Origin of the sequence: Streptomyces sp. NPDC050315 (genome assembly GCF_040655775.1) — a bacterium.
In the GTDB taxonomy this organism is placed as follows: domain Bacteria; phylum Actinomycetota; class Actinomycetes; order Streptomycetales; family Streptomycetaceae; genus Streptomyces.
On sequence record NZ_JBFAKN010000011.1, the window covers coordinates 108,225 to 129,525 of the forward strand.

At 70.6% G+C, this 21,301-nt stretch carries 16 protein-coding genes and 1 pseudogene; 8 read left to right on the top strand and 9 right to left on the bottom strand.

Going from position 1 to position 21,301, the window contains the following annotated elements:
• Positions 1–66 precede the first annotated feature (66 nt).
• Both AB0I82_RS32795 and AB0I82_RS32800 read left to right on the top strand, forming a co-directional pair.
• Entirely contained in the window at positions 67–2,310 is a 2,244-nt protein-coding gene (locus AB0I82_RS32795; RefSeq protein ID WP_363261098.1) for an ATP-dependent RecD-like DNA helicase, read from the top strand.
• A 176-nt stretch (positions 2,311–2,486) separates the two neighbouring features.
• Complete coding sequence (locus AB0I82_RS32800; RefSeq protein WP_363261100.1) at positions 2,487–3,776, top strand: citrate synthase; 1,290 nt, start codon at positions 2,487–2,489, stop codon at positions 3,774–3,776.
• 698 nt (positions 3,777–4,474) lie between these two features.
• On the opposite strand, the gene AB0I82_RS32805 is transcribed toward AB0I82_RS32800, so the two are convergent.
• Positions 4,475–6,751: a heavy metal translocating P-type ATPase gene (locus tag AB0I82_RS32805; RefSeq protein WP_363261101.1), complete on the bottom strand. Its 2,277-nt coding sequence runs from the start codon at positions 6,749–6,751 to the stop codon at positions 4,475–4,477.
• 5 nt (positions 6,752–6,756) lie between these two features.
• Positions 6,757–6,990: a heavy-metal-associated domain-containing protein gene (locus AB0I82_RS32810; protein WP_363261102.1), complete on the bottom strand. Its 234-nt coding sequence runs from the start codon at positions 6,988–6,990 to the stop codon at positions 6,757–6,759.
• Positions 6,991–7,127: 137 nt separating this feature from the next.
• Between AB0I82_RS32810 and AB0I82_RS32815 the strand changes: the two are divergent.
• Positions 7,128–7,604 (top strand): annotated as a pseudogene (locus AB0I82_RS32815) (VTT domain-containing protein); the annotation flags it as partial.
• Between the two features lie 132 nt (positions 7,605–7,736).
• On the opposite strand, the gene AB0I82_RS32820 reads toward AB0I82_RS32815, so the two are convergent.
• Positions 7,737–8,504 carry a sulfite exporter TauE/SafE family protein gene (locus tag AB0I82_RS32820; protein WP_363261103.1) on the bottom strand — a complete coding sequence of 256 codons (768 nt, stop codon included), beginning with the start codon at positions 8,502–8,504 and terminating at the stop codon, positions 7,737–7,739.
• A gap of 13 nt (positions 8,505–8,517) precedes the next feature.
• Entirely contained in the window at positions 8,518–9,519 is a 1,002-nt protein-coding gene (locus AB0I82_RS32825; RefSeq protein ID WP_363261104.1) for a Gfo/Idh/MocA family oxidoreductase, read from the bottom strand.
• 137 nt (positions 9,520–9,656) lie between these two features.
• Between AB0I82_RS32825 and AB0I82_RS32830 the strand changes: the two genes are divergently transcribed.
• Complete coding sequence (locus tag AB0I82_RS32830; protein WP_363261105.1) at positions 9,657–10,721, top strand: LacI family DNA-binding transcriptional regulator; 1,065 nt, start codon at positions 9,657–9,659, stop codon at positions 10,719–10,721.
• A 110-nt stretch (positions 10,722–10,831) separates the two neighbouring features.
• Here AB0I82_RS32830 and AB0I82_RS32835 read toward each other — a convergent pair whose 3' ends face one another.
• The 5 genes from AB0I82_RS32835 to AB0I82_RS32855 all read right to left on the bottom strand — a co-directional run bounded on the left by AB0I82_RS32835 (position 10,832) and on the right by AB0I82_RS32855 (position 16,106).
• A complete protein-coding gene (locus tag AB0I82_RS32835) occupies positions 10,832–11,038 on the bottom strand; it encodes a MerR family transcriptional regulator (RefSeq protein ID WP_030249939.1) in 207 nt (68 codons plus the stop codon).
• 272 nt (positions 11,039–11,310) lie between these two features.
• Complete coding sequence (locus AB0I82_RS32840) at positions 11,311–12,708, bottom strand: sugar porter family MFS transporter (RefSeq protein WP_363261168.1); 1,398 nt, start codon at positions 12,706–12,708, stop codon at positions 11,311–11,313.
• 34 nt (positions 12,709–12,742) lie between these two features.
• Positions 12,743–13,603: a sugar phosphate isomerase/epimerase family protein gene (locus tag AB0I82_RS32845; protein WP_363261106.1), complete on the bottom strand. Its 861-nt coding sequence runs from the start codon at positions 13,601–13,603 to the stop codon at positions 12,743–12,745.
• Between the two features lie 117 nt (positions 13,604–13,720).
• The gene (locus AB0I82_RS32850; RefSeq protein WP_363261107.1) at positions 13,721–14,740 is read right to left on the bottom strand and encodes a Gfo/Idh/MocA family oxidoreductase; all 1,020 of its coding nucleotides are present in this window, start codon (positions 14,738–14,740) and stop codon (positions 13,721–13,723) included.
• Between the two features lie 445 nt (positions 14,741–15,185).
• Positions 15,186–16,106, bottom strand: a complete 921-nt coding sequence (locus AB0I82_RS32855) for a sugar phosphate isomerase/epimerase (protein WP_363261108.1) — start codon at positions 16,104–16,106, stop codon at positions 15,186–15,188.
• A gap of 290 nt (positions 16,107–16,396) precedes the next feature.
• Here AB0I82_RS32855 and iolC point away from each other — a divergent pair, with 290 nt between their 5' ends.
• From iolC to iolD, 4 genes are all read left to right on the top strand, one after another.
• Positions 16,397–17,404, top strand: coding sequence for a 5-dehydro-2-deoxygluconokinase (iolC, locus tag AB0I82_RS32860; RefSeq protein ID WP_363261109.1), 1,008 nt, complete (start codon positions 16,397–16,399; stop codon positions 17,402–17,404).
• 117 nt (positions 17,405–17,521) lie between these two features.
• On the top strand, positions 17,522–18,403 hold the full coding sequence (locus AB0I82_RS32865) for a deoxyribose-phosphate aldolase (protein WP_363261110.1): 882 nt from the start codon (positions 17,522–17,524) through the stop codon (positions 18,401–18,403).
• 67 nt (positions 18,404–18,470) lie between these two features.
• Positions 18,471–19,370: a 5-deoxy-glucuronate isomerase gene (gene iolB / locus AB0I82_RS32870; RefSeq protein WP_363261111.1), complete on the top strand. Its 900-nt coding sequence runs from the start codon at positions 18,471–18,473 to the stop codon at positions 19,368–19,370.
• Positions 19,367–21,286 (top strand): 3D-(3,5/4)-trihydroxycyclohexane-1,2-dione acylhydrolase (decyclizing), encoded by a 1,920-nt coding sequence (gene iolD / locus AB0I82_RS32875; RefSeq protein WP_363261112.1) that lies wholly within the window; start codon positions 19,367–19,369, stop codon positions 21,284–21,286. The genes iolB and iolD overlap by 4 nt, the downstream gene beginning before the upstream one ends.
• Positions 21,287–21,301: the final 15 nt, after the last annotated feature.

Here is a 21,301-nt window from a genome sequence, read left to right on the forward strand (position 1 = left end):
AGGCCCGGCCGCCGGGTTGTCCACAGGCCCCCGGCGATGTCCGACCCCGGCGGTACCTTCGGTTCCATGCAGCGAACGCGCGGGGGAGGCCCGAACAACCCACCCGGCCAGGCCGTCGTCGAAGGCGTCCTGGAGCGGATCACGTACGCCAACGAGGACAACGGCTACACCGTCGCGCGCGTCGACACCGGCCGCGGCGGCAATGATCTGCTCACGGTGGTCGGGGCGCTGCTCGGTGCCCAGCCGGGGGAGTCGCTGCGCATGGAGGGACGCTGGGGCTCCCATCCCCAGTACGGCCGCCAGTTCACGGTCGAGAACTACCGCACGGTCCTGCCCGCCACCGTGCAGGGCATCCGCCGCTATCTCGGCTCCGGCCTGATCAAGGGCATCGGCCCGCGGATCGCCGACCGGATCACCGAGCACTTCGGCACGGACACCCTCGATGTCATCGAGAAGGAGCCGAAGCGCCTCATCGAAGTGCCGGGCCTCGGTCCGAAGCGGACGAAAATGATCGGCGCGGCCTGGGAGGAGCAGAAGGCCATCAAGGAGGTCATGGTCTTCCTCCAGGGCGTCGGCGTGTCCACCTCCATCGCGGTGCGGATCTACAAGAAGTACGGCGACGCGTCCATCTCCGTCGTACGGAATCAGTCGTACCGCCTCGCCGCCGACGTCTGGGGCATCGGCTTCCTGACCGCCGACCGCATCGCCCAGTCGGTGGGCATCCCGCACGACAGTCCCGAGCGGGTGAAGGCCGGCCTGCAGTACGCGCTGTCCCAGTCCACCGACCAGGGGCACTGCTTCCTGCCCCAGGAGCAGCTGATCGCCGACTCCGTGAAGCTGCTCCAGGTGGACACGGGGCTGGTCATCGACTGCCTGGCGGAGCTGGCCGAGGACCCGGAGGGCGTCGTACGGGAGACCGTCCCCGCCCCGGACGGCGGCGAGCCCGTCACGGCCGTGTACCTCGTCCCCTTCCACCGCGCCGAGCTGTCCCTGGCCGGGCGGCTGCGGCGGCTGCTGCGGGCCGCGGAGGATCGGATGCCGGCCTTCCACGACGTGCCCTGGGACAAGGCGCTGGCGTGGCTCGCGGACCGTACGGGAGCGAAGCTGGCGCCCGAGCAGGAGGCGGCGGTGAAGCTGGCGCTGACCGAGAAGGTCGCGGTGCTCACCGGCGGCCCGGGCTGCGGCAAGTCCTTCACGGTCCGCTCGGTGGTGGAGCTGGCGCGCGCCAAGAAGGCGAAGGTCCTGCTCGCGGCGCCGACGGGGCGGGCCGCCAAGCGGCTGGCCGAGCTGACCGGCGCGGAGGCCGCCACGGTGCACCGGCTGCTGGAGCTGAAGCCCGGTGGGGACGCCGCGTACGACCAGGACCGTCCGCTGGACGCCGACCTCGTGGTGGTCGACGAGGCGTCGATGCTGGACCTGCTGCTCGCCAACAAGCTCATCAAGGCCGTGCCGCCGGGCGCCCATCTGCTCCTCGTGGGCGATGTGGACCAGCTGCCGTCCGTAGGGGCCGGGGAGGTACTGCGCGACCTGCTCACGGACGGCAGCCCGGTGCCGGCCGTACGGCTGACCCGGATCTTCCGGCAGGCGCAGCATTCGGGCGTGGTGACCAACGCGCACCGGATCAACGCCGGGACGCTGCCGATCACGACCGGGATGCCCGACTTCTTCCTCTTCCCGCAGGAGGACACCGAGGAGGCCGGGCGGCTGACGGTCGATGTTGCGGCCCACCGGATCCCGGCGAAGTTCGGCCTCGATCCCCGGAGGGACGTACAGGTGCTGGCTCCGATGCACCGCGGCCCGGCCGGAGCGGGGGCCCTGAACGGTCTGCTGCAGCAGGCGGTCACCCCGGCCCGCCCCGACCTCCCCGAGCGCCGCTTCGGCGGCCGGGTTTTCCGCGTCGGCGACAAGGTCACCCAGATCCGTAACAACTACGAGAAGGGCGCCAATGGCGTCTTCAACGGCACGGTGGGAGTGGTCACGGCCCTGAACGTCGAGGACCAGCGGCTGACCGTGCTGACCGACGAGGACGAGGAGGTTCCGTACGACTTCGACGAGCTGGACGAGCTGGCGCACGCGTACGCCGTGACGATCCACCGTTCGCAGGGAAGTGAGTACCCGGCAGTGGTGATTCCCGTCACGACAGGGGCGTGGATGATGCTGCAGCGCAATCTGCTCTATACGGCGGTTACCCGGGCAAAGCGATTGGTGGTGCTGGTGGGGTCGCGCAAGGCCCTGGGCCAGGCCGTGCGGACGATATCGGCGGGTCGCAGGCATACCGCGCTGGATCACCGGCTTGGCGGCACGATGTGAGGTGTCACCCCTTTCCCCATTGGGGCGAAGGGGCGCAAGATGGGCAGCTGGGCGGCACTGAGTGCCGCCTTAGGGCCCTATGGCCGACCCCGAGTGCACATCCAAGGTCCAAATGGGGGAAGGTATAGGCAGTCAGGGCACCTCGAAGAAGAGGCACAACGTCGGTGAGGGATGACGTGAGCGACAACTCTGTAGTACTGCGTTACGGGGACGGCGAATACACCTACCCGGTCGTCGACAGCAGCGTCGGCGACAAGGGCTTCGACATCTCGAAGCTGCGCGCACAGACCGGTCTGGTGACCCTGGATTCCGGTTACGGCAACACTGCTGCGTATAAATCCGCGGTCACCTATCTCGACGGTGAGGCGGGCATTCTCCGGTACCGCGGCTACCCGATCGAGCAGCTCGCAGAGCGCAGCACGTTCATCGAGACCGCGTACCTGCTCATCAATGGCGAGCTGCCGACCGTCGACGAGCTGTCCTCCTTCAAGGAGGACATCACTTACCACACGCTGCTCCACGAGGACGTCAAGCGCTTCTACGACGGCTTCCCGCGGGACGCCCACCCGATGGCGATGCTGTCCTCGGTCGTCAGCGCGCTGTCCACCTTCTACCAGGACAGCCACAACCCGTTCGACGAGCAGCAGCGCTACCTCTCCAGCATCCGGCTGCTGGCCAAGCTGCCGACGATCGCGGCGTACGCGTACAAGAAGTCGGTCGGCCACCCGGTCGTCTACCCGCGCAACGACCTCGGCTACGTCGAGAACTTCCTGCGCATGACCTTCTCGGTGCCCGCCGCCGAGTACGACCTGGACCCGGTCGTCACCAGCGCCCTGGACAAGCTGCTGATCCTGCACGCCGACCACGAGCAGAACTGCTCGACCTCGACCGTGCGCCTGGTCGGCTCCTCGCAGGCGAACCTCTTCGCCTCGATCTCGGCCGGCATCAACGCGCTGTGGGGCCCCCTGCACGGCGGTGCGAACCAGTCCGTGCTGGAGATGCTGGAAGGCATCCAGCGCGACGGCGGTGACGTCGACACCTTCATCCGCAAGGTGAAGAACAAGGAAGACGGCGTGAAGCTCATGGGCTTCGGGCACCGCGTCTACAAGAACTTCGACCCCCGGGCGAAGATCATCAAGGCGGCGGCGCACGACGTCCTCTCGGCGCTCGGCAAGTCCGACCAGCTGCTGGACATCGCCCTGAAGCTGGAAGAGCACGCGCTGGCCGACGACTACTTCGTCGAGCGCAAGCTCTACCCGAACGTGGACTTCTACACCGGTCTGATCTACCGGGCCATGGGCTTCCCGACCGAGATGTTCACCGTGCTCTTCGCGCTCGGCCGGCTCCCCGGCTGGATCGCCCAGTGGCACGAGATGATCAAGGAGCCCGGCTCCCGGATCGGCCGTCCGCGCCAGATCTACACCGGCGTGGTCGAGCGCGACTTCATCCCGGTCGAGCAGCGCTGACACGAGGCTTACTGTCCACCGGCCCGCAGGTGCGGGCCGGCCAGGACCCGCCGCGCGGGCCGCGAAAGCCGGCCGTGAGCCGACTCGCGGGCCGCGCAGGCCAGCCGTGAAAGCCGACTCGCAGGCCGCGAAGGCCGCCCGCGAAACCGGCGTACAAAGCGGAAAGCGCCCCTCGCTCCAGATCCCCCCACGGGTCCGGAGCGGGGGGCGCTTCCCTTTCCCGGGTCGGATTCCCCCCACGGGATCCGTCCGGGCGTCCATTGAGGGCACCCTGCTCTACTGCGTTGCGCGAGCTGCCGGGACGCGCACGTACGGGAGGGCCGCTCAAAGCTCCCCGGGCACGTCGCCCCGGCCACGCGTACCGGACGAAGTCCCCCAAGACCGGTCCGGTTGCCTAGTACAAGCCCCGCCGGGGTGCTTGTACTGCACGGTTAGACTCACGACCCCCTCGAATGGTTACGTCCGAACCTCTGTGATCTGGGTCTCTTGCCATATCGGGCGAATACGGTCAAGGAGCCCTGTCAGGAGATCGGGGCCCCAGTGTATGGGTACGGTGCTGGTTGTGAGAACTGTGTGAAGGTCCCCAATCAGGTGAAGAACCCCACCCAGTTACTGGCGGAGAACGGGAACTCCCGGGGCCCTGTGCGCATCCCGGGAGCTCCGTTGCAGAACGTGGGCCCGCCGCCCCGCAGAGTCTCCTACGTGAAGGACCGCAGCCGCAGGCTGTTCGTCACCACGAAGACCGACGAGAACGCCATCGCCGCCCCCGCGATCATCGGGTCGAGCAGCCCGGCCACCGCGAGCGGGATGGCCGCGACGTTGTAGCCGAACGCCCAGAACAGATTGCCCTTGATCGTTCCCAGGGTGCGCCGGGCGAGCCGGATGGCGTCGGCCGCGACCCGGAGGTCCCCGCGGACGAGGGTGAGATCGGCGGCCTCGATGGCCGCGTCGGTACCCGTACCGATGGCCAGGCCCAGATCGGCGCGGGCGAGCGCGGCGGCGTCGTTCACGCCGTCCCCGACCATCGCGACCGACCGGCCCCGCTCCTGCAGCCGCTGTACCACCGCGACCTTGTCCTCCGGCATGACCTCGGCGAACACCTGGTCCGGATCGATGCCGACCGCGCGGGCGACGCTCGCCGCGACGGCCTTGTTGTCGCCGGTGAGCAGTACCGGGGCCAGCCCGAGCGCCCGCAGCCGCGCGACCGCCTCCGTACTGCCGTCCTTCACGGTGTCGGCGACGGACAGTACACCGCGTACTCGTCCGTCCCAGGCGGCCAGGACGGCTGTACGGCCCGCGGCCTCGGCCCGGTCCCGGGCGTCGGCGAGCTCGGCGGGGAGCGCGTAACCCTCCGCGGCGGCCAGCAGGCGCTCGCGGCCCACGACGACCTCGTGGCCGTCCACCGTGCCGCGTACGCCCAGGCCCGCGACGTTATCGAAGCGTTCGACCGCCGGAAGCTCCCCCACGCGCTTCTGTGCGCCCTCCGCGATCGCCCGGGCCACCGGATGCTCCGAGGCATGCTCCAGGGCCCCGGCGAGCCGCAGCAGGGCCTCCTCGTCCGTGTCCGCCGCCGGGACCGCCTCGTACAAACTCATCCGCCCGGTGGTGACCGTGCCGGTCTTGTCCAGGACGACCGTGTCGACCCGGCGCGTGGACTCCAGTACCTCCGGGCCCTTGATCAGAATGCCGAGCTGGGCGCCCCGGCCCGTACCGACCATCAGCGCGGTCGGCGTGGCCAGCCCCAGCGCGCACGGGCAGGCGATGATCAGGACCGCGACCGCCGCCGTGAACGAGGCGGTGGCATCGCCCGTCACCAGCAGCCGCACGACGAGCGTCGCGAGAGCGATCACCAGTACCACCGGCACGAAGACGGCCGAGATCCGGTCCGCGAGCCGCTGCGCTTCCGCCTTGCCGCTCTGCGCGTCCTCCACGAGCCGCGCCATCCGCGCGAGCCGGGTGTCCGCGCCGATGCGGGTGGCCTCGACGACGAGCCGCCCCGCGGTGTTCACGGTCGCGCCGGTCACCGCGTCGCCCGGCGCCACGTCGACCGGTACGGACTCGCCGGTGAGCATCGAGGCGTCCACGGCCGAGGTGCCGTCCACCACCGTCCCATCGGTGGCGATCTTCTCCCCGGGCCGTACGACGAACCGGTCGCCGACGGCCAGCCGGTCCACGGGGACGCGCGTCTCGCGCCCGTCCCGGAGGACGGCCACGTCCTTGGCGCCCAGGTCCATCAGCGCGCGCAGCGCCGCGCCCGCCTTCCGCTTGGAACGGGCCTCCAGATAGCGCCCGAGCAGCAGGAACGCGGTGACCCCGGCCGCCGCCTCCAGGTAGATCGCGGACGAGCCGTCCCCGTGCCGGGCCGTCAGATCGAAGCCGTGCCGCATCCCCGGCATCCCGGCGTGCCCGAAGAACAGCGCCCACAGCGACCAGCCGAACGCGGCCAGCGTCCCGAGGGAGACCAGCGTGTCCATCGTGGCGGCGCCGTGCCGCAGGTTCGTCCAGGCGGCGCGGTGGAAGGGGTACCCGCCCCACACGACGACCGGCGCGGCCAGCGTCAGACACAGCCACTGCCAGTTGTCGAACTGCAGTACAGGAATCATCGACAACGCGATCACCGGCGCGGCGAGCACGGCCGAGACGAGCAGCCGCTGGCGCAGCGCCGCCAGGGCACTGTCGGGCCCCTCCTGGGCTCCGGCTTCCTTCTCCTCGTGTGCGCCCGGCGCGGGGGCGGCCGGCTCCGGCTCGGGCTCCGGCTCGCGCGCCGTGTACCCGGTCCGCTCCACCGTGGCGATCAGATCGGCGATCTCGACGCCCGGCTCATACGCGACCCGCGCCTTCTCCGTTGCGTAATTGACGGTGGCGGTCACGCCCTCCATACGGTTGAGCTTCTTCTCCACGCGCGCGGCGCACGAGGCGCAGGTCATGCCGCCGATGGCCAGCTCGACCTGCGCCTGTACGGCTGTGTCCGGCATGGGGGTCAGGCCTGGCCCACGAGCTCGTAGCCGGCCTCGTCGACGGCGGCGCGCACGGCCTCCTCGTCGAGCGGGGCCTGCGAGACGACGGTGACGAGGCCGGTCGCGGCGGCCGCCGCGACCGAGCTGACACCGGCGATCTCGGAGATCTCCTGCTTCACGGCGCCCTCACAGTGACCGCAGGTCATGCCGGTGACCTTGTAGGTGGTGGTGACGGACTGGTCGGCCGGTGCGGACATGGGATTCTCCTAGTGCCGGGGTGACGGTTGGTGTTCCACGTTCCACTTTATACCCCTAGGGGGTATGAATGCACGGGTATCCCGCTCCGCCGACGAAAAACCCACCCGAACCCTACGGAATTGGCCATGCCGCCGGGATGGAGTCAGCCTGGAAGGACACAGGAACGCCGGACCGAAGAACCGGGGCCACCGTGAACGCCCTCGCCATCTACGCACTGCTGGCCTTGACCACCGCCCCACCACTGCTGCCCAACGCCGCCCTCCTCGCCTGGTCCGGCACCCTCTCCGCCCGCGGAACCCTCCACCTCCCCGTCGTCCTCCTGGTCGTCGCCGGGAGCGCGGTGGTGGGAGATCTGGTGCTGCATTTGGTGGCACGGAGATTCGGGGGGCCGGCGCGGCGGTGGATGGGCCGCAGCGCGCGGCGCCGGTTGTTCCTGGAGCGTACGACCCTGCTGATCGACCGGTACGGCGTGCCCTTCGTGGCGGGCGTCCGCTTCCTCCCGGCGGGGCGGGTCGCCGGGGCGCTCGCCACCGGAGTGGTCCGGTATCCCGTACGGCGTTATTTCCTCGGCTGCGCGATTGCCGAGACGCTCTGGGCCTCGTACTCGGTCGGCCTCGGCTACCTCGGCGTCACGGCCACCAGCTCCCTCGTCCCCGCCCTCGCCCTGAGCCTCGGCCTCTCCACCGCGGTCTGCGGCGCGACGGCCCTGGCCCAGCACCTGGTTTTGCGGCGTCTCGCCGCCCGCTCAACGCAGCAGATTCAGTGCCGCAGCCGTGGTCAGGAGGAGGGTGAGGCGGGTGAAGAGGGGTTGGTTGAGGTGGGGGATGGTGCGGCGGCCGAGGTGGGCGCCGAGGAGGAGGGCGGGGAGGAGGGCCGCGTCGAGCAGGAGGGTGTGCGGGGTGAGCAGGCCGAGGCCGGCGCTGAAGGGCAGCTTGAAGGCGTTCACCAGGAAGAAGAACCAGGCCGCCGTGCCGAGGAAGCCGAGCATGCCGAGTCCTGAGGCGAGCAGGTAGAGGGACATCGCCGGGCCGCCCGCGTTGGCGACCATGGTGGCGAAGCCGGCCATGAGGCCGTAGAGCGGGGTGCGGAGGGCGGTACGGGCGCGGGGGCCGTCTTCCGGCTCGGTGGTTCGTACGTGGCCGTCCCGGCGCCTCCAGCGTTGCCACAGGTGGTGGGCCGTGATGGTCAGCAGGAGGGCGCCGATGGTGCGGCGTATGAGGGTGTCGTCGGCGAGGGCGGTGAACGCGACGCCCACGAGGACGCCCGCGGCGACGGAGGGGAAGAGGCGGCGCAGGGTCGGGCGGTCGGCGTGCCGGCGGTAGGCCCGTACGGCGATGACGTCGCCGACCAGGAGGAGGGGCAGCAGAGCGCCGGTGGACTCCTTGGCGGGTAGTACGGCGGCGAACAGGGCCACGCTGACGGCGGCCACGCCGCTGAGGGCGGTCTTGGAGAAGCCCGCCAGCAGCGCGGCCACCGCCAGGGTGAGCAGGGGGAGGAGTCCCAGGTCGAGCACGGTGGGGCGGGACTCAGGCGCGCATGTCGGCGATCCGGACCGGCTCGCCCGTGCGGCGGGAGCGCTCGCATGCCTCGGCGATGTAGAGCGCTTCGAGGGCGTCGGCGGCCGGGCAGGGGTTCTCCGCGCGGCCCGCGGCGACCTCCGTGAAGGCGGTCAGTTCGGTGACGTACGCGTCGTGGAAACGTTCCATGAACGTCGCGTACGGGGCGGCCTGCTGCCAGGAGAGCCGGGCCTCGGCGGTGGGCATCGGGGCGCGGTCGTCCAGGCCGACGAAGCGGGCACCCTTGGAACCGCAGACCTCCAGACGGACGTCGTGGCCCGCGCCGTTGTAGCGGGTGGCGGTGACGGTGGCGAGGGTGTCGTCGTCGAAGCGGAGCAGCGCGGCGCAGGTGTCCACGTCGTCGCCGTCGGCGAAGAAGGACTCGCCCTTGTTGGCGCCCTGGGCGTAGACGGAGACGACCTCGCGGCCGGTCAGCCAGCGCAGGATGTCGAAGTCGTGGATGGAGCAGTCGCGGAAGAGGCCGCCGGAGGTGGGGATGTACGCGGCCGGGGGCGGCGTCTGGTCGGAAGTGCAGGCTCGGAGGGTGTGCAGCCAGCCCAGCTCGCCGGAGCGCAGCGCCTCGCGGGTGGCGTGGTAGCCGGCGTCGAAGCGGCGCTGGAAGCCGATCTGTACGGGGACGGGGCTGTGGGCCGCACGCTCGACGACGGTGACGGTGCCGGGGACGTCCAGGGCCACCGGCTTCTCGCAGAAGACCGGGACTCCATGGTCCAGCGCCTGGTGGATGAGGGCGGCATGGGCGCTGGTGGCGGCGGTGATCACCACGCCGTCCAGGCCGCTCGCGTACATGTCCTCGAGGGTGGCGGCGGCCTGGAGGCCGAGCTTGTCCGCGAGCGCGCGGGCGCGGGCGGCGTCCACGTCCGCGACGACGATCTCGTGCACGCCGGCGACGCTCTTCAGGGTCTCGGCGTGGAACGCGCCGATGCGGCCGGTGCCGATGAGGCCGAGCTTCATTGCTGCCACTCCTTGGAACGGTCCAATCGTTGTCCAGGAACCCTGCATGTCCTTACATAGTGGTGTCAACCCTTGGGGGAGGGCGATTACGGCCGTGCGTTGACGGGTTCGTGCGGTGAATGGAAGGATTTCGCGCCATGGAACGGTCCAAAGAGCCTGCGGAGCGGCCGGAAGGCGTGACTGCCCCGCCCCCGACGATCCGCAGCGTCGCCGAGCGCGCGGGCGTCTCCAAGTCGCTGGTCTCCCTTGTGCTGCGAGGCTCGCCGCAGGTCAGTGACGCCAAGCGGGCCGCCGTACTGGAAGCGGTACGGGAGCTGGACTACCGGCCCAACGCCGCGGCACGCAGCCTCGTGGCGAGGCGTACGCACACCGTGGGTGTACTCCTCAACGACATGCGCAACCCCTGGTTCGTCGAGCTGCTGGACGGCCTGAACTCCGTATTGCACGCGCACGGCCTGCGGATGCTGATGGCCGACGGCCGGCTCAACCGGCACACCGGGGAGGACTTCACCCGTACGTTCGCCGAGCTGCGCGTGGACGGCATGGTCGCGGTGGGCACGCTGCCGGACACCGGCGCGCTCGCGGAGGCCGCCGGGCGGCTGCCCACCGTCGTCGCCGGCACCCACGACCCGCGGCTGCCCCGCGTGGACACCGTCGCCAACGACGACGAGCGCGGCGCGAGGCTCGCCACCGAGCACCTCATCGGCCTCGGCCACCGCCGGATCGCCCACATCATGGGCCAGGGCAGCGTCGGCGAGCTGCGCCGGCGTGGCTACGAAGCGGCGATGCGCGCACACGGGCTCGACGACGGGGTGATGATGGCGCCCAGTGACGCGACCGAAGAGGGCGGTTACCGGGCGGCCGTGCGGCTGCTCGGCAGTACGGACCGCCGCACGCGTGGCGTCGAACGCCCCACCGCCGTCTTCGCGTTCAACGACATCACGGCCGTCGGCGTGCTCTCGGCGGCGCAGGAGCTGGGCCTCGAAGTGCCCCGCGACCTCTCCCTGATCGGCTGCGACAACACCTATCTCGCGCGGCTCCGGCACCTGTGGCTGACGACCGTGAACAACGCCAGTTACGAGGTGGGGCGGCGGGCCGCGCGGTGCCTGCTGGACCGCATGGACCGCCCGGACCGCCCCGCCGAACGGCAGCTGGTGGAGCCGTCGCTGGAGGTACGGGGGACCGCGGAGGCCCCGTACTGAGGCGCGCGTACCGAGGCGCCCGTACGGTGCGGCGCGCCCGTACGGAAACGGCCCCGCACCGGGGCGGTGCGGGGCCTTGAACGGACAACGGACGACGACTGGCGGCGCGCTCAGTCCTCCCGGTCGCGCCGCCCCCGGTGGCCCGGACGCCGGGTCACCCACTCCCGTACGGTGTCGGCGAACCAGTACGGCTTACCGCCCTCCACAAGGTCGGGTGGTGGCAGCAGGCCGTGCTTCCGGTAGGAGCGCACGGTGTCCGGCTGGACCCGGATGTGTGCGGCGATCTCCTTGTACGACCAGAGCCTCCGGTCGGTCATGTTCTGCGCACCTCCCTCAGCCGCACGCAGGGCGGCTCCAAGAGAGCCCGCGGGGGAACTGCGTACGGCGTGGCGATCACTCACCCTGTGCCCGGTGCAACGACGTCCTTGAGCAGCGGGGTCAGGCTGTTGAGGGGCTGTGACCGAAGACCCGCGTAACGGTGACGACGGTGACCGGGCCCGGACGGCCGTTGCCGTACGGAGAAGGGCGGTGCGCCTTAACAGGGCCTACGGAGGTGCCTACGGAGCGCCTAAGGGGCCACGAAGAGGCTCTACGGCCCTGCGGGAGGGGCGGGCTGGGCCGCCTTCCGCAGCTCGGTCTCCAGGTCCTCCAGGGCCATCCCCTTGGTCTCCGGCGCGTACCGCTTGCAGAAGACCAGCGACAGGACACACATGACGCCGAAGAGCCAGAACGTGGTGGCGGCGCCGGCCGCGTCCAGCAGCACCGGGAAGAGCAGCGCCACCCCGAAATTGACCAGCCACATCACGAACACCGCCGCACCCATGGCCAGCCCCCGCACCTTCAGGGGGAACATCTCGGCGAGCAGCAGCCACACCCCGGTGTTCAGCGTGGCCTGCATGAAGGCCATGTAGAGCACCATCAGGCCGAGCACCAGGTAACTGACGCCCGTGGACTGCGGCAGGTGGAAGGACGCGCCGAGCAGCGCCAGGGAGACGGTCATCCCCGCCAGGCCCCAGATGAGCATCGGGCGGCGGCCGACCTTGTCGATCAGCGACATGCCGACCGCGGTGGCGATCACGGAGATCGCGCCGACCGCAATGGTTGCGGTGATCGCGGCATTCGTGCCCAGCCCCGTGGTCAGCAGGATCTTCGGGGCGAAGTAGATCACCGCGTTGACGCCGGTGATCTGCTGGACGATCGACAGGCCGATGCCCACCAGGAGGATGCGGCGCACCCAAGGGGTACGCAGCTCCTGCCAGGCGCCGCGCTGGGCGTCGGCCTCCAGAGTGCGGGCCTGCTCAATACGGGCCAGCTCGTCGTCCACTTCGCCGGCCGGCAGAGTGCGCCGCAGCACGGCGCCCGCCTCTTCCGTACGCCCCTTGCTCATGTACCAGCGAGGAGTGTCCGGCAGGAAGAACAGGCCGACGAAGAGGGCGACGGCGGGCAGCGCGGCGAGGCCGAGCATCCAGCGCCACGCCTCCCAGTGCGCGAGCACCGCGTTGATGAGGTACGCCAGCAGCTGGCCGCTGACGATCATCAGGGAGTTGAAGGAGACCAGCCGCCCCCGTATGTGCGGCGGGGCTATCTCCGAGAGGTACAGCGGAGTGATGACGGAGGCGCTGCCCACGGCGAGCCCGAGGACGAAGCGCGCCACCACCATGAAGGCGACCGAGGGCGCGAGCGCCACGGCTATCGCGCCCCCGATGAACACCGCACCCGCCCACAGCAGGGAGTTGCGGCGGCCGAGCCGGTCCGACATGCGGCCGCCGGCCAGCGAGCCGAAGGCCGCGCCGATCAGCAGGGCGCTGGTGATGACGCCCTCCCCGAGGGAGGTGAGGCCGAAGTGCTCCTCCATGAAGGGCAGTGCGCCGGAGACGACTCCGGTGTCGTAGCCGAACAGGGCGCCGCCGATGGCGGCAATGGCAGCGATGCCGACGATGAAGCGCTGGGCCTTCTTGCCGGCCGTGCGCGGGGACTCCTCGCGCACGGCGGTGCCCGTACTGGTCGGGGCGGCCACGGGATCAGCTCCAGTACCGGGTGACGTACTCGTCGATCTTCGCCCGCATGAAGTGCGAGGACTCCTTGGCCCGCTCCTCCCAGGCGAAGACCGAGGAGACCAGCGTGCCGTCGAAGCCGTTCGCGGCCAGCTCCCGGAAGAGCTCGTCGAAGTCGACCTCGCCCTGCCCCATGTCCAGGTGCTGGTGGATCCGTACGGCCGAGCCCGGCGGGTTGACGATGTAGCGCAGCCCGGAGGAGCCGGTGTGGTCGAAGGAGTCGGCCAGATGGACGGCGGTGGTCAGATCGCCCGCGTGCTTCAGGATGCCCGGCGCGTCGTTGCCCTGATGGAAGGTGTGCGGCGCGCAGTACAAGAAGGACACCAGCGGGTTGTTGATGCCGCGGATCATGTCGACGGCGGCGTGGCCGTCCTCGATGAAGTCGTCCGGATGCGGCTCCAGGGCGAGCGTGATGCCCTCCCGCTCGAAGACGGGCAGCAACTCCTCAAGGGAGCGCCAGAACTGGCCCTCACTCGTGTCGGCCTTCTCCGGGCGGCCGTTGAACTCCGAGTTCATCGCGGAGACGCCGAGGTCGGCGGTGATCTGGATGGCCCGCTTCCAGTACCGGACGGCGGCCTGGCGCTCGTCCTCGTCCGGCGAGGACCACTTGTAGAGCGGGAGTACGGAGGAGATGCCGACGCCCGCCGCGCTCAGCTCCTTGCGGAACTTCTGCACAGTGCCGTCGTCCACGCGCGGGTGCAGGAAGAACGGGTTGAAGTCCGCGCGCGGCGACAACTCGATCCACTCGAAGCCCAGCTCGGCGACGACGCCGGGGAGTTCGAGCAGTGGGACGTTCCGGAACATGTACGGGTCAAGGGCGATCTTCACGGGAGGGGCAGCCTTTCGAAGTACGACGTACTGGGAGGAGTCCGGGGCCGGGAGCCGGGCCGAAGCCCCGCGGTGGCGGGCCGGGCGCCGACGGCTCAGCGGCGCTGAGCGGGGCTCTCAGCGGTACAGAGCAGGGCGCTCGGCCAGCTCGACCGTGACGCGCTCGCCGGTCTCCTGAGCGCGCACACCGGCCTCGCAGACGGCCGCCGCGGCGTAGCCGTCCCACACGCTCGGGCCCTCGACCTCGCCGCGGCGGGTGGCGTCCACCCAGCGCTGCACCTGGAGGTCGTAGGCGTCGGCGAAACGGTCCTCGAAGCCGGGGTCGATGGCGCCGCCCCAGCCGTTGGCGGTGTTGGCGAAGACGCCGTGGTTGTCGCCGATGCGGGCGGTGCCGTCGGTGCAGACCGCCTCGCACATCACCTGGTAGCCGAAGCCGCAGTTGACGAACAGCTCGGTGTCGACAAGCTGGCCGGAAGCGGTCTCGAAGAGGATGAGCTGCGGGTCGCTCAGCCCCTCGGGGGCCTTGCCGGTGGGCTTCGGGAACAGCACGCGGACGGCGGTGATCTCCTCGTCCAGCAGCCAGCGGGTGACGTCGATCTCGTGCACGGCCGAGTCGTTGATCATCATCGCGTTGGTGAAGCCGGGCGGGCAGCTGGGGTTGCGGTGCTTGTTGTGCAGCATCAGCGGCCGCCCGTAGGCGCCCTGGTCCAGCTGCGCCTTGAGCTTCATGTAGTCGGCGTCGTAGCGACGCATGAAGCCGACCTGTACGCGACGGTGGCCCAGCTTCTCCTCGGCCCTCAGGACGCGGAGCGCGGACTCGGCATCCGGGGTGAGCGGCTTCTCGCACAGCACCGGCAGGTCCCGCTCGAACGCGGCGAGCAGCGTGGCCTCGTGGGCCGGGCCGGGGGAGGCGATCAGTACCGCGTCGACCGCCGGGTCGTCCATCGCGGCGGCCGGGTCGGTGTAGGGCGTACACCCCTCGATGCCGTCGGCGATGGCCTTCACCCGGGCGGCGTCGATGTCCACCACGGCGGCGACCCGCGCGCCACTGATGACGTCATTGATGCGGCGCACGTGGTCCGAGCCCATCCGGCCGGTGCCGATGACGGCCACGCCGAGCGTTCCGTACGAAGTCATGTCGTCCCTCATCCTTATGGGTTAAAGCTACGGACTGTGATGGACCCCGGGGGTAGAATCACTTTAAGTAATCGTTGCCGGGGAAAGGGGAGGCGGCGCGGCGGACACGTGCACTGGGCACAGTCAGGTGCACAAGGCGCAGTGAACGGGTGCACAGGCACACGGATGCACGGGTGCACAGGCGCACAGAGCGCAGTAGACGGGTGCGCAGGGCACACGCCGTGGACGGTGCGCAAGGCACACGCCGTGGGCGGTGCGCAGGGCACCCGCCATGGACGAGTGCCGCAAAGCACACGCGGCGCGCCGAACATGGAACGGCTCCGCTGCGGCTAGGCGTATCCGGTCCGCAGGGCGTATTCGGTGCGGGGCGAGGTCATGGTCGCGGTCACGGGTGAGGCCACCGGTGCGGTCACGGGCGCGGTCATGGGCGCGGGACGGGCGCCGCTCAGGCGCCGCAGGAGCGCAGGAAGCGGCGGGTGCGCTCGGCGATCGGGTACGGCTGGGTGGGCGGGCAGGGGTACATGTCCTGCTCGACGATGGCGAAGAGGTCCACGTCCAGGGCCTGCGCGGCCTCCAGGACGGGCGGCAGGGCGGGCACGCCGAGCGGCGGCTCGCACATCACGCCCTGCTTCACGGCGGGCCCGAAGGGAGTGCCGTTGGACTGCACGTCGGCGAGGATGTCGGGGTCGACCTGCTTGAGGTGGAGGTAGCCGATCCGCTCGCCGTAGGTCTTGATCAGCTTGACGCTGTCGCCGCCGCAGTAGGCGTAGTGGCCGGTGTCCAGGCACAGGTTGACCAGCGAGGAGTCGGTGCCGTCGAGGAAGCGCTCAACGTGCTCCTCGGTGTCGATGTGGGTGTCGGCGTGCGGGTGCACGACGATGTCCAGGCCGAACTCGTCGCGTACCTGCTTCGCCAGCCGCTCCATGCCGCCGGTGAGGTGCTTCCACTGCTCGGTGGTCAGCTCGCTCGGCTCGATGAGCTCGGCGGTCTTGTCGTCGCGCCAGAACGACGGGATGACGACAAGGTGCTTGGCGTCCATCGCCTTGGTCAGCGTGGCGACCTCGGTGACGTGCTGCCAGGTCGCGTCCCAGTTCTCGGGGCCGCGGTGCATCGAGGTGAAGATCGTGCCGGCCGACACCTTCAGGTCACGCTTGGCGATCTCGCCGTGGAGTACGGCAGGGTCGGTGGGGAGGTAGCCGTAAGGCCCCAGTTCGATCCATTCGTAACCGGCCTCGCTGACCTCGTCCAGGAAGCGTTCCCAAGGGACCTGCTGGTCGTCCTCGGGGAACCAGACGCCCCAGGAATCGGGTGCCGATCCGACGCGGAGCCGGTCCAGACGGGGTGCATCTGCGCTGGGTACGGGCATGGTGCGGCTCTCCTCTCGCCGGTCGGCGGTGACCGGGAAGGGACGGGGTGGGGTTGTGGTGGCACAGCCTTCATCGGCCTGCCGAGCCTGTCAAGACTTCGTCCTGACATAAGGACTTAAGGACTTTGTAACCCGTGGTGGCTCGGCCACCGCCGTGCCATCATCGCATCGTCGACGTCAGAATGTAAGGACAAACTGTTGACAGGGTGTGAGTCGCCCCGTTAGACCTGTGGTCGGAGCCGACCTGGCCGGAGCCGACAGCAGGTACCGGCGGAATCGAAGGGGCGCACATGACCGAGCCGACCGACACCGGCAGCTTTGACCTGATCACCATGGGCCGCATCGGGGTGGACATCTACCCGCTGCAGACCGGCGTTTCGCTGGCCGACGTGGAGACGTTCGGGAAGTTCCTGGGCGGCTCGGCCACCAACGTCGCGGTCGCCGCCGCCCGCCAGGGCCGCCGCACCGCCGTGATCAGCCGCACCGGTGCCGACCCCTTCGGCACGTACATCCACAAGGCGCTGCGCGACTTCGGCGTGGACGACCGCTGGGTGACCCCTGTCGCGCAGTACCCGACCCCGGTCACCTTCTGCGAGATCTTCCCGCCGGACGACTTCCCGCTGTACTTCTACCGCCGTCCCAAGGCCCCTGACCTGGTCATCCGCCCCGACGAGCTGGACCAGGAGGCGATCCGGGCCGCCAAGGTCTTCTGGATCACCGGTACCGGCCTGTGCGAGGAGCCCAGCCGCTCCGCGACGCTCGCGGCCCTGGAGGCGCGCGGCAAGTCCGGCACCACCGTCTTCGACCTGGACTGGCGGCCGATGTTCTGGGGCGGCCAGGGCGGCGCCTCCGGGGACGGCGGCGAGACCGGCCCGCAGGCGATGGCCAATGCCCGGCCGTACTACGAAGCCGCGCTGGCCCACGCCACCGTGGCCGTCGGCAACGTCGACGAGGCGGAGGTCGCCACCGGCCTGCGCGACCCGAAGGCGTGCGCCCAGGCGCTGCTGGACATGGGTGTCGAGCTGGCCGTCATCAAACAGGGCCCCAAGGGCGTGCTCGCCGTGCACCGCGACGGCCGCATCGCCGAGGTCCCGCCCACCCCGGTCGAGGTCGTCAACGGCCTCGGCGCGGGCGACTCCTTCGGCGGCGCTCTCGTGCACGGCCTGCTCTCCGGCTGGGAGCTGGAGCCGATGATGCGGTACGCCAACGCCGCCGGCGCCATCGTCGCCGCCCGCCTGGCCTGCTCCTCGGCCATGCCGACCGCCACCGAGGTCGAAGCGTTCCTCGCGGAGCGCTGAGAAGACGTTCCTCGCGGAGCGCCGAGAAAGGGCTCCCCAGGGAGCGCCGAGACCACCGCCGCACACCGCACACCGCCCGCGTGGACATCGCGGGCGCTCAAGAAGGTGAGTTACGCCTTGACCACACCGCTCTCCGACCTCGTGCGGCTGCGGGCCCAGCACCCCGAAGCCGTCGCGGAAGCCGCGGCCCGCCGCACCCGCCGCCCCCTCATCGGCGACAGCGGCCGGCTGATGATCGTCGCCGCCGACCACCCCGCGCGCGGCGCGCTGGCCGTCGGCGACCACAAGCTGGCCATGGCGGACCGCTTCGACCTGCTGGAACGGCTCTCGCTCGCGTTGTCCCGGCCCGGCGTGGACGGCGTGCTCGGCACTGCCGACATCCTGGAGGACCTGCTCCTCATGGGGGCGCTGGAGAACAAGGTCGTGATGGGCTCGATGAACCGCGGCGGCATCGCCGGCGCGTCCTTCGAGATGGACGACCGCTTCACGGGCCACCGCCCGCAGGACATCGCCCGGCTCCGCTTCGACTGCGGCAAGCTGCTGCTGCGCATCGACTACGACGACGCCGGGTCGCTGGACACCATGGAGTCCACGGCGCGCGCCATCGACGCCATGGCCGAGCGGGAACTTCCGCTCTTCGTCGAGCCGTTCATTTCCCGTCGGGTCGACGGCAAGGTGAAGAACGACCTGAGCGCCGAGGCGGTGACCAAGTCCGTCGCCATCGCCTCCGGGCTCGGCGGCACCTCCGCGTACACCTGGCTCAAGCTGCCGGTCACCGAGGACCCCGAGGACATGGCGCAGGTCTGCGAGACCTCCACGCTGCCGACGGTGCTGCTCGGCGGCGACATCTCGGCCGCCGACCAGGACGCGACGTACGAGAAGTGGCGCAAGGCCCTGCACCTGCCGACCGTGCAGGGACTGGTCGCCGGTCGCTCGCTGCTCTACCCCGTGGACGGGGACGTGGCGGGGGCTGTGGATACCGCCGTCAGCCTCTTGTAGCCGCTTTGGCGCGGAAGTTATCCACAGGGTCCTGTCACCGTCAGTGTTCAGTAGGAGACTTGACGTCATGAACGCCGAATCCACCTTCCACCGCCCGGCCGGCACCGCCGCCGACGGCCCGTACGCCCTCGACATCCATCCCAAGAACGCCGGCTGGGGCTACTCCTCCCTCCGCGTGCTGGAGCTCCCGCCCGGCGGTCACCACTCCTTCGCCACCGGCGAGAGCGAGTGGATCGTGCTGCCGCTCTCCGGCGGCTGCACGGTGGCGGTCGACTCCGGCGAGGAGTTCGCGCTGACCGGCCGGGACAGCGTGTTCAGCGGCGTCACGGACTTCGCGTACGTCCCGCGCGACGCGCATGTGGGCATTGCCAGCGAGTCCGGCGGCCGCTTCGCGCTCACCGGCGCCCGCTGCTCCAAGCGCCTGCCCGCGCGGTACGGCCCCGCCTCGTCCGTCCCCGTCGAGCTGCGCGGTACGGGCAACTGCTCGCGCCAGGTCAACAACTTCGGTGCCGCAGGCGTCTTTGAATGCGACAAGCTCATCGCCGTCGAGGTGATCACGCCGGGCGGCAACTGGTCCTCGTATCCGCCGCACAAGCACGACGAGTGCCGGCCGGGCGAGGAGTCCGAGCTGGAGGAGATCTACTACTTCGAGATCGCCGAGGCGAACGGCAAGCCCGGCCTCGGGTACCAGCGCGTGAGCCCGTCCGGACACGGACAGAACACCGACGTGCTCGCCGAGGTCCGCGGCGGCGACGTCGTCCTCATCCCCGACGGCTGGCACGGCCCGTCCATCGCCGCCCCCGGCCACGACATGTACTACCTCAACGTCATGGCGGGCCCCGGCGAGGCCCGCGAATGGCTGATCTGCGACCACCCGGACCACGGCTGGATCCGCGGTACGTGGCCCGAGCAGCCCGTCGACCCCCGCCTCCCCCTTTACAGCGCACCCGCAGGAGAAGCCCGATGACCGCCCCGACGACGCGCCGCCTCACGGTCGCGCAGGCCCTGGTCGAATTCCTCGCGCACCAGTACACCGAGCGGGACGGCGTACGGCACCGTCTCATCGCAGCGACCTGGGGCATCTTCGGCCACGGCAATGTCGCCGGACTCGGCCAGGCGCTGCTGGAGTCGCAGCCCGCGGCGTACGAGCGCGGAGTCGCCCCCGAGTCGCCGGGGATGCCGTACCTCCAGGGCCGCAACGAGCAGGCCATGGTGCACGCCGCCGTGGGGTACGCCCGTCAGTCCGACCGGCTCTCCGCGCAGGCCGTCACGACCTCCATCGGCCCCGGCGCCACCAACCTCGTCACCGGCGCCGCCCTGGCCACGGTCAACCGCCTCCCGGTCCTGCTGCTGCCCGGCGACACCTTCGCCACCCGCCCGGCCGAGCCGGTGCTCCAGCAGCTCGAAGTCCCGTACGCGGGCGACGTCTCCGTCAATGACGCGCTGCGCCCGGTCTCCCGGTACTTCGACCGGGTCACCCGCCCCGAGGCGCTGATCCCGGCTGCCCTGCAGGCCATGCGGGTGCTGGCCGACCCGGTCGAGACCGGCGCGGTCACCCTGGCGCTGCCGCAGGACGTGCAGGCCGAGGCGTTCGACTGGCCCGAGGAGTTCTTCGCCGACCGGGTCTGGCATGTCACCCGGCCGCAGCCGGACGCGGGCGCGCTGGCCGAGGCCGTGCACGCGATCCGCTCCGCCGAGCGGCCGCTGCTGATCGCGGGCGGTGGCATCCACCACTCCGAGGCGGAGGAGAGCCTGCGCGCCTTCGCCGAGGCCACCGGCGTCCCGGTCGCCTCGACCCAGGCCGGCAAGGGCTCGCTGCGGTACGACCACCCCGCGGACGTGGGCGGCATCGGGCACACCGGCACCGCGACGGCGGACGCGCTGGCCCGCGAGGCGGACCTGATCATCGGCGTCGGCACCCGCTACACGGACTTCACCACCGCCTCCGCGACGCTCTTCGCCCGCCCCGGCGTGCGCTTCGTCAACCTCAACATCGCCTCGTTCGACTCCCACAAGCTCGGCGCGCTCTCCCTGATCGCCGATGCCCGCGCGGGCCTGGAGGCGCTGACCCGCGAGCTCGGCGGGCACCGGGTGGAGAAGGCGTACGAGGAGGCGTACGGCGCGGCCAAGGCCGAGTGGGAAGTCCTGGTCGACGCCGCGTATCAGACCGGGGCGGAGGATGCGCGGCCCAGCCAGACGCAGCTGCTCGGGCTGTTGGACGCGGCCGTCGGCGACGACGACGTGATCATCAATGCGGCCGGCTCGCTCCCCGGCGACCTGCACAAACTGTGGCGCGCCCGGTCCCGTCGCCAGTACCACCTGGAGTACGGCTACTCCTGCATGGGGTACGAGATCCCGGCCGCGATCGGCGTCCGGATGGCCGCCCCGGACCGCCCGGTGTGGTCGCTGGTCGGCGACGGCACGTATCTGATGATGCCCACCGAGATCGTCACGGCGGTCCAGGAAGGCATCAACATCAACATCGTCCTCATCCAGAACCACGGCTATGCCTCCATCGGCGGCCTCTCGGAGGAGACCGGCGCCGAGCGCTTCGGCACGGCGTACCGCTTCCGCGCCAAGGACGGCACGTACACCGGCGAGCCGCTGCCGGTGGACCTGGCCGCGAACGCGGCGTCGCTGGGCATGGACGTGATCCGCGCCGCCACCGTCGCCGAGCTGCGCTCCGCGTTCGCCGAGGCCCGCGCCTCGGATCGCCCCACATGTGTCTATGTCGAGACCGAAACGGCTGACACTGTGCCGGGCGCGCCCGCGGCCCAGGCCTGGTGGGATGTCCCTGTTGCCGAGACCGCGACGCGCGAGGCGGCGCTGCTCGCCCGCGAGGAGTACGACCGCCAGGCGGCCGGACGCCGCCGCCACCTCTGACCCGCCCTGCTTTCG

Bases quoted from the DNA above. Each gene is read 5' to 3' on its own strand.
- AB0I82_RS32835 (WP_030249939.1), bottom strand. From the start codon at position 11,038: ATGACCGACCGGAGGCTCTGGTCGTACAAGGAGATCGCCGCACACATC.
- AB0I82_RS32855 (WP_363261108.1), bottom strand. From the start codon at position 16,106: ATGCCCGTACCCAGCGCAGATGCACCCCGTCTGGACCGGCTCCGCGTC.
- iolD (WP_363261112.1), top strand. From the start codon at position 19,367: ATGACCGCCCCGACGACGCGCCGCCTCACGGTCGCGCAGGCCCTGGTC.
- AB0I82_RS32850 (WP_363261107.1), bottom strand. From the start codon at position 14,740: ATGACTTCGTACGGAACGCTCGGCGTGGCCGTCATCGGCACCGGCCGG.
- AB0I82_RS32830 (WP_363261105.1), top strand. From the start codon at position 9,657: ATGGAACGGTCCAAAGAGCCTGCGGAGCGGCCGGAAGGCGTGACTGCC.
- AB0I82_RS32810 (WP_363261102.1), bottom strand. From the start codon at position 6,990: ATGTCCGCACCGGCCGACCAGTCCGTCACCACCACCTACAAGGTCACC.
- AB0I82_RS32795 (WP_363261098.1), top strand. From the start codon at position 67: ATGCAGCGAACGCGCGGGGGAGGCCCGAACAACCCACCCGGCCAGGCC.
- iolB (WP_363261111.1), top strand. From the start codon at position 18,471: ATGAACGCCGAATCCACCTTCCACCGCCCGGCCGGCACCGCCGCCGAC.
- AB0I82_RS32825 (WP_363261104.1), bottom strand. From the start codon at position 9,519: ATGAAGCTCGGCCTCATCGGCACCGGCCGCATCGGCGCGTTCCACGCC.
- AB0I82_RS32805 (WP_363261101.1), bottom strand. From the start codon at position 6,751: ATGCCGGACACAGCCGTACAGGCGCAGGTCGAGCTGGCCATCGGCGGC.
- iolC (WP_363261109.1), top strand. From the start codon at position 16,397: ATGACCGAGCCGACCGACACCGGCAGCTTTGACCTGATCACCATGGGC.